The following is a 6,161-nucleotide window of genomic DNA, read 5'->3' on the forward strand; positions in this document are numbered from 1 at the left end:
AGCCCGACCGGTTTTGCGCGCGGGATTCGGCCGCACCTTCCAGATCGTCAAGCCCTTCGGCCAGCTGACGTGGGAGGAGAATGTCGTGGTCGGCGCGCTGGCCCGCGAACGGTCGGTGGAGACCGCAAGGCTGCAGGCGCGGGCGGTGCTGGAGCGGCTGGAACTGGCCGATCAGGCCAACCGCCCGGCCCGCAGCCTGACGCTGCCCGACCGCAAGCGGCTGGAGGTCGCCCGCGCGCTGGCGACCCGTCCGACCCTGCTGCTGCTGGACGAGGTGCTGGCCGGACTGCGCCCGACCGAGGTCGACCGCATGGTCGAGGTCCTGCGCGACCTGAACCGGCGCGAAGGGCTGACCATCCTGATGATCGAGCATGTCATGCGCGCGGTGATGGCGCTGTCCGACCGCGTCGTCGTGCTGGACCATGGCGAGAAGATCGCCGACGGCGCCCCGGCGGAGGTCGTCGCCGACCCCCGCGTCGTCGAATCCTACCTGGGTGCCGAAGCGCTTGAGTGAGTGGGGCGGCTCCTCAGTTGCTGAGGTTGGCCGGATCCTCGCGATAGGTGACGGAGGCGACCTCGGCGGCCAGGGGATGGCCGGGATAGGTGAATCGGCGCAGCCATTCGGTGTCGCCCGACGCGCTCCAGAAGCGCAGCATCAGCCGGCCGGGCATGCGCGGCAGATCCTCCGGCTTGCCGGACACCCGGTGGACCGGCTTGCCGTCGACGGTCCAGACGATGCCGTCGGGCTTCCAGTCGAAGCCGTAGCTGTGGAATCCCTTGGCGGCGTCAAAGCCCAGGTCGACCACGATGTCGCGGTGCCCCGTGCCGTTGGCGACGTAACTGATCTCCAGCTTCGTGGTGTCCTTGCCGGCGATGCCCATGGTGATCTCGTCCCACGGGTCGCCGAAGGGCGGGCCGGTATAGTGGGAAACCGAGGTCATCACCCCATCGGCCTTCACCGCCTTCAACGACACCGTGTAGGTGCCGTAGCCGTAGAAGCGGTGCGTCGAATATTCGCCGCAGGAGTAGCGGTCGCTGCCGGCAATCCGGTCGCTGACCGACAGGGCGAGGTGACCCTTCTCGGCGGAGACATTGGCGCGGCTCCAGGTGCAGTTCATGTGCCCGCCTGCCTTCCAGCCGTCCGACCGCTGCCAGCGCGACGCCTCGAAAGCTCCGGACGTCTCGTTGAAGCTGCCGCCGATATGGCTGAACAGCGACTCCGCCAGCGCCGGTGCGCTGCTGGCAAGAAGCGCCGCAAGTCCCGCACCCGCCAAACCGGTCGTCCATCCGCGCCGTTTTAAAGCATCGCTCCGCATGGCCGTTCCTCCCGCCGCAACCCGGCCCACCCGCAAGATCGGTCGGCCTGCACCCCGATATCGCGAGGGCAGGGTCGCGGAGCAACGGCGCGGCCGGGGTGCGACGGGCACTTGCCCGGCGTACCCCGGCCGATACCCAAAACGAAGGAGGGGGTCAGTCGTCGGTGACGCCGCTCTTGGGGATGCGCACGTCGCGGTGGACCGACATGCTCAGCAGCAGGCCGACACCGATCATCAGCGTCATCATCGCCGACCCGCCATAGGACACCAGCGGCAGCGGAATGCCGACCACCGGGATCAGCCCCATCACCATCGCCACATTGACGAAGACATAGAGGAAGAACTGCGCGGTCATGCCGACCGCAACCAGCCGGCCGAACTGGCTGCGGCTGTTCAGCGCGATCACCCAGCCATAGATGAACAGCAGGACGTAGAGCGCCAGCAGCGTGGCGGCGCCGACCATGCCGAACTCCTCCGCCAGGACGACGAAGATGAAGTCGGTGTGCTTTTCCGGCAGGAACATCAGCTGGCTTTGCGAACCGGACATGAAGCCCTTGCCGAACAGCCCGCCGGACCCCAGCGCGATCTTCGACTGCAGGATGTTGTAGCCGGCTCCGAGCGGATCGGTCTCCGGATCGAGGAAGGTGTAGACGCGCTGCTTCTGGTAGTCGTGCAGGAATTCCCAGGCGATGGGGATGGCGCTGAGGCCGCCGCCGATCACCAGCAGGAACTTCCACACGCGGACGCCCGCGGCGAAGAAGATGGCGCCGCTGCCCATGATCAGCAGCAGCGAGGTGCCGAGATTCGGCTGCAGCAGCACGAAGGCGACCGGCGTGAAGACCAGCAGCAGGGGAGGGATCAGCAGAAGCGGCCGGCCGATCTGGTCCAGAGTCACCCCGTGGAAATAGCGGGCGAGCGCCAGCGTCAGCGCCGGCTTCATCAGTTCCGACGGCTGAAGCTGGAAGAAGCCGAGATCGATCCAGCGCTGCGCGCCCATGCCGATGCGGCCCATCATCTCCACCGCGATCAGCAGGCAGAGCACCATGAAGAAGATGACGTAGGCCGACTTCATCAGGTGGCGGATGTCGATCAGGGCGATGCCGAGCATCAGGACAAGACCGGGGATGGCGCGGACCAGCTGGGGCTGGGCCCAGGGCTTCCAATGGCCGCCTGCGGCGGAATAGAGCAACCCGACGCCGACCCCGGTGATCGTGCAGATCAGCAGGACCAGCCCCCAATTGATGAGCCTGAACTTCGTGCCGAGCGTCAGCTGGGACCGCTGCGGCTCCAGGCCGCCGGAGCCGAGATGGGAAAGAACCACGACCTTACGCCGATGTTGCCGGAAGGGACGGAGCCGGATCGGACCCGGACTGTCGACCGGAGGAAGCCGGCCGGCGGGGACCGGCGCGGATAATGCGGCAAGCGGACGCGCGGGTAAAGGCGGCCGTGTGCCATTGCCTGGGGAGCCGATTTTTCCAACCGGTTCCGCCCGTCGGCTCCGGCGATCCGGTTCTCGCCGGTCAGCCGTGCGCCACGGCGCTCAGCGCCACCGGGATGAAGAAACGCACCTGATTGCGTCCGGCATGCTTGGCTTCGTACAGGGCGCAGTCCGATTGGGCCATCAGATCGGAAAATTCGCTGTGTTCCCGGGTCAGGCTGACGCCGCCGATGCTGCAGGTCACCGTCACGCCGCCTTCGATGCCAAGCGGGGCCAACTGCCGTTCGATGGCATTGCGCAGCCGCTCGGCCAGAAGGCGGCCGGCTTCCGGACCGGTTTCAGGCAGCAGGATGGCGAACTCCTCTCCGCCGATCCTGCCCAGCGTATCCTCGCGCCGGATCTGCCCGGTGCAGCAGTCGGACACCGCCTGGATCACCCGGTCGCCGAACGGATGGCCGGCATGGTCGTTGATCGACTTGAACCGGTCGATGTCGAGCGAGAGCACAGTCAGGTCCCGGCCATGGCGGCGGGCGCGGCGGAACTCGACCTCCCCCATCTCGAACAGGCGGCGGCGGTTCAGGCAGCCGGTCAGCCCGTCGGTGTGGGCGAGCTTGGACAGTTCGCGGTTGAACTCGTCGCTGGCCATCAGGACGTAATTGATCGCCCCGACCACCGTGCCCAGCAGCGTCAGCAGAAAGGTGAGCCGCTCGACATGGTCGTCCATCATCTCGTTGGCCGGCGGCGCCTCCTGCGCCAGTCCGGCCCCCATGCGGACCAGATAGACCACGGCCAGACTGGCGCAGAGCACGCCGGTCACATAATGGGGAATGCCTCGCCCCACGTAGCGGACCAGCACCTCATAGGCGATGACGAGAAGCACCGCCGATGTCGCGAAGCTGACCAGGATCCGGATCGAGGCGACGCTGCCACCGGCGAGCAGCAGCAGAAGGCAGGCGAGCATCACGGCCAGCCCGACCGCCGCCGGCATCAGGGGCCAGACCGGCCGGTTCTGAAGATGGCGGACACTGGTGTAGTTCATCGCCAGACCGGCGACTCCAAGCCCGTTGGCGAGCGGAATCAACTGTTCCGGCGACGCATCGCCGCGCAGGCCCGCGATGAGGAAGCCACAGCCCAGAATGAATTTTCCATAGGCATAGGCGCGCAGGGAATTGCGGATATGGCGCGGATAGCGGCCAGAGGCCACGGCAATGGACAGACCGACGGCAAAGCCGATCGCGGTGATGACCTGCGCGATGAAGGTCGTCTCGAAATCCATCCGCAAACCTGCCACGCACCGTTACCCCGGTATGCCATCGGCACGCTATACGATGCCTTGGCCGGTGACAAGCCGAAGGGGGCGAAGTTTGCGTCAGAAACCCTGACTATTGGATGTCGATTGCCGCTGAAGCCACTTTCCGGTTGCTAACCCTTTTCCTCGACCTTTTTGTGCCTCAAATCGCATCAACGCCTTTCCGGTGCATAACCTTTGACGAACAGATCGACGGCGGCATCGACGAATCGCTCCAGATCCTCGTCGCTCGGCCGCTCGCTCAGGCACAGCAACATCTTCATGTGCATGTTGGCCTTCAGCAGGCCGAAATACTGGTGGGTGGCGAGATCGCTGTCGGTGATTGCCAGTTCACCCTTTTCCGCCATGTGGGTCATGAACTGGCGCCCGCGCAGAAAGGTCTCGGCCGGGCCGCTGTCATAGAATGCCTGGGCAAGCTGGGGTTGGCGCAGCACCTCGCCCAGCACCATGCGATAGAGGCCCAGGGCCTTAGCCGAGGCGATGAATCGGACGAAGGTCCGGCCGATCAGGCGCAGGCCGTCGGCCGCCGGCAGGTCCATTGCCTCGTCCCAGACGCTCCTCATCACCGAGTTCGCGCATTCGCAGGCGACCATCGCCCGGAACAGTTCCTCCTTGCTGCCGAAATGGGCGTACAGGGTCGCTTTGGACACATTCGCCTTCTTGGCGACCGCATCCATGCTGACGGCGCTGTAGCCATGCTCCAGGAACAGGGTACCGGCCGCGTCCATGATCTGGGCCGGCTTCGACCCTGCTTCGGGAGTGGGGGCAACCAATGTGGTCATGCGCGCCTCGCCTCGGTCCGTGCCGCCTGAGTCCATGTTCCTGGCCCCTACCGCGTTCCGCATCGCCCGACAAGCCCCCTGACACCAATTGCCAAAAACTAAACCGTTCAGTTCGGTCTTGACAACAGATAGGCCGCCCGCCATCTTCCGGCAAGACTAAACTGAACGGTTCAGTTTCTTTCCTGTGACGGCGCCGGCTGGAGCGTTCGGCAGGATGGGGGCGAACCACGGTGGATTGGGGACAGAGACAATGGCGAATGGCGTGCGGAAGATCGTGCTGTCGGGCGTTGCGCTGGCCGTGCTGGCAGGTGGCGCCTTCGCCGGTGAGCGCTGGTGGACGGTGGGCCGGTTCCTCGAATCGACCGACAACGCCTATGTCCAGAGCGACATCACCGTCGTCAGCCCGAAGATCTCCGCCTATGTCCGCGACGTGAAGGTTGCGGAAAACCAGCTGGTGCGGGCGGGCGATGTGCTGGCGATCCTGGATGAACAGGACTTCCGCGCCAAGGTGGCCGAGGAGGAGGCCGCGGTGACCGCGCAGAAGGCGGCACTCGGCACGCTGGACAGCAAGCTGGAGCTTCAGCGCACGATGATCGAGCAGGCGGCCGCCACAGTGGCGAGTGCGGAGGCCGAACAGCGCCGCGCCCAGCAGGACTATGAGCGCAACCGGTCGCTGGCCAACGACAGCTGGACCAGCCGGCAGAAGCTGGAGACCGCCGACGCCGACCTGCGCAAGGCGGTGGCCCAGGTGGCGAAATCGCGGGCGGCGCTGGCGTCGGAGAACGAGCAGATCAATGTCCTGCGCGCCACCCGGACCGAAACGGAGGCCCATCTGGCCCAGTCCCTGGCGACCCTGCAGACCGCGCGCAACGATCTGGACAACACCGTGATCCGGGCGCCTGTCGACGGCGTGATCGGCAACCGCGGTGTCCAGGTCGGCCAGTATGCCCGGCCGGGCGTGCAGCTGTTGTCGCTGGTGCCTCTGCCCGATGTCTATGTGGTCGCCAACTTCAAGGAGACCCAGCTGGCGCACATGCGTCCCGGCCAGCATGTCAGCATCTCAGTGGACGCCTTCCCGGACCGCCAGCTGACCGGTACCGTGGAGAGCTTCGCCCCGGCGTCGGGGTCCAAGTTCTCGCTGCTGCCGCCGGAGAACGCGACCGGCAACTTCACCAAGATCGTGCAGCGTGTCCCCGTCCGCATCGCCCTGCCGCGCGACAACGCGCTGGCCGGCCTGCTGCGCCCCGGCCTGTCGGTGGTGGCGGAGGTCGACACCCGCGGTGCCGACAGCCTGCCGCATCTGGCCGGCGGCGTCT

General features: G+C 66.3%; 6 protein-coding genes. 2 read left to right on the forward strand and 4 right to left on the reverse strand.

Annotated features, from left to right (window positions below; genetic code table 11):
* A partial coding sequence (locus I71_RS14920; RefSeq protein WP_042695641.1) for an ABC transporter ATP-binding protein occupies positions 1–514 on the forward strand: 514 nt, incomplete at its 5' end.
* Between the two features lie 13 nt (positions 515–527).
* Here the strand turns inward: I71_RS14920 and I71_RS14925 are convergent.
* The 4 genes from I71_RS14925 to I71_RS14940 all read right to left on the reverse strand — a co-directional run bounded on the left by I71_RS14925 (position 528) and on the right by I71_RS14940 (position 4,845).
* Positions 528–1,274 (reverse strand): family 16 glycosylhydrolase, encoded by a 747-nt coding sequence (locus tag I71_RS14925; RefSeq protein WP_244433850.1) that lies wholly within the window; start codon positions 1,272–1,274, stop codon positions 528–530.
* A gap of 196 nt (positions 1,275–1,470) precedes the next feature.
* The gene (rodA, locus tag I71_RS14930) at positions 1,471–2,637 is read right to left on the reverse strand and encodes a rod shape-determining protein RodA (protein WP_042695643.1); all 1,167 of its coding nucleotides are present in this window, start codon (positions 2,635–2,637) and stop codon (positions 1,471–1,473) included.
* A 199-nt stretch (positions 2,638–2,836) separates the two neighbouring features.
* Positions 2,837–4,030 (reverse strand): GGDEF domain-containing protein, encoded by a 1,194-nt coding sequence (locus tag I71_RS14935; RefSeq protein ID WP_042695644.1) that lies wholly within the window; start codon positions 4,028–4,030, stop codon positions 2,837–2,839.
* A gap of 185 nt (positions 4,031–4,215) precedes the next feature.
* Positions 4,216–4,845 (reverse strand): TetR/AcrR family transcriptional regulator, encoded by a 630-nt coding sequence (locus I71_RS14940; RefSeq protein ID WP_244433851.1) that lies wholly within the window; start codon positions 4,843–4,845, stop codon positions 4,216–4,218.
* Between the two features lie 250 nt (positions 4,846–5,095).
* On the opposite strand from I71_RS14940, the gene I71_RS14945 reads away from it, so the two are divergent.
* Positions 5,096–6,161 (forward strand): HlyD family secretion protein (locus I71_RS14945; protein WP_042695646.1); only part of this gene is annotated, 1,066 nt, incomplete at its 3' end.

Source organism: Azospirillum sp. B506 (genome assembly GCF_000333595.1).
GTDB lineage: Bacteria > Pseudomonadota > Alphaproteobacteria > Azospirillales > Azospirillaceae > Azospirillum.

Bases quoted from the DNA above. Each gene is read 5' to 3' on its own strand.
- I71_RS14935 (WP_042695644.1), bottom strand. From the start codon at position 4,030: ATGGATTTCGAGACGACCTTCATCGCGCAGGTCATCACCGCGATCGGC.
- I71_RS14940 (WP_244433851.1), bottom strand. From the start codon at position 4,845: ATGACCACATTGGTTGCCCCCACTCCCGAAGCAGGGTCGAAGCCGGCC.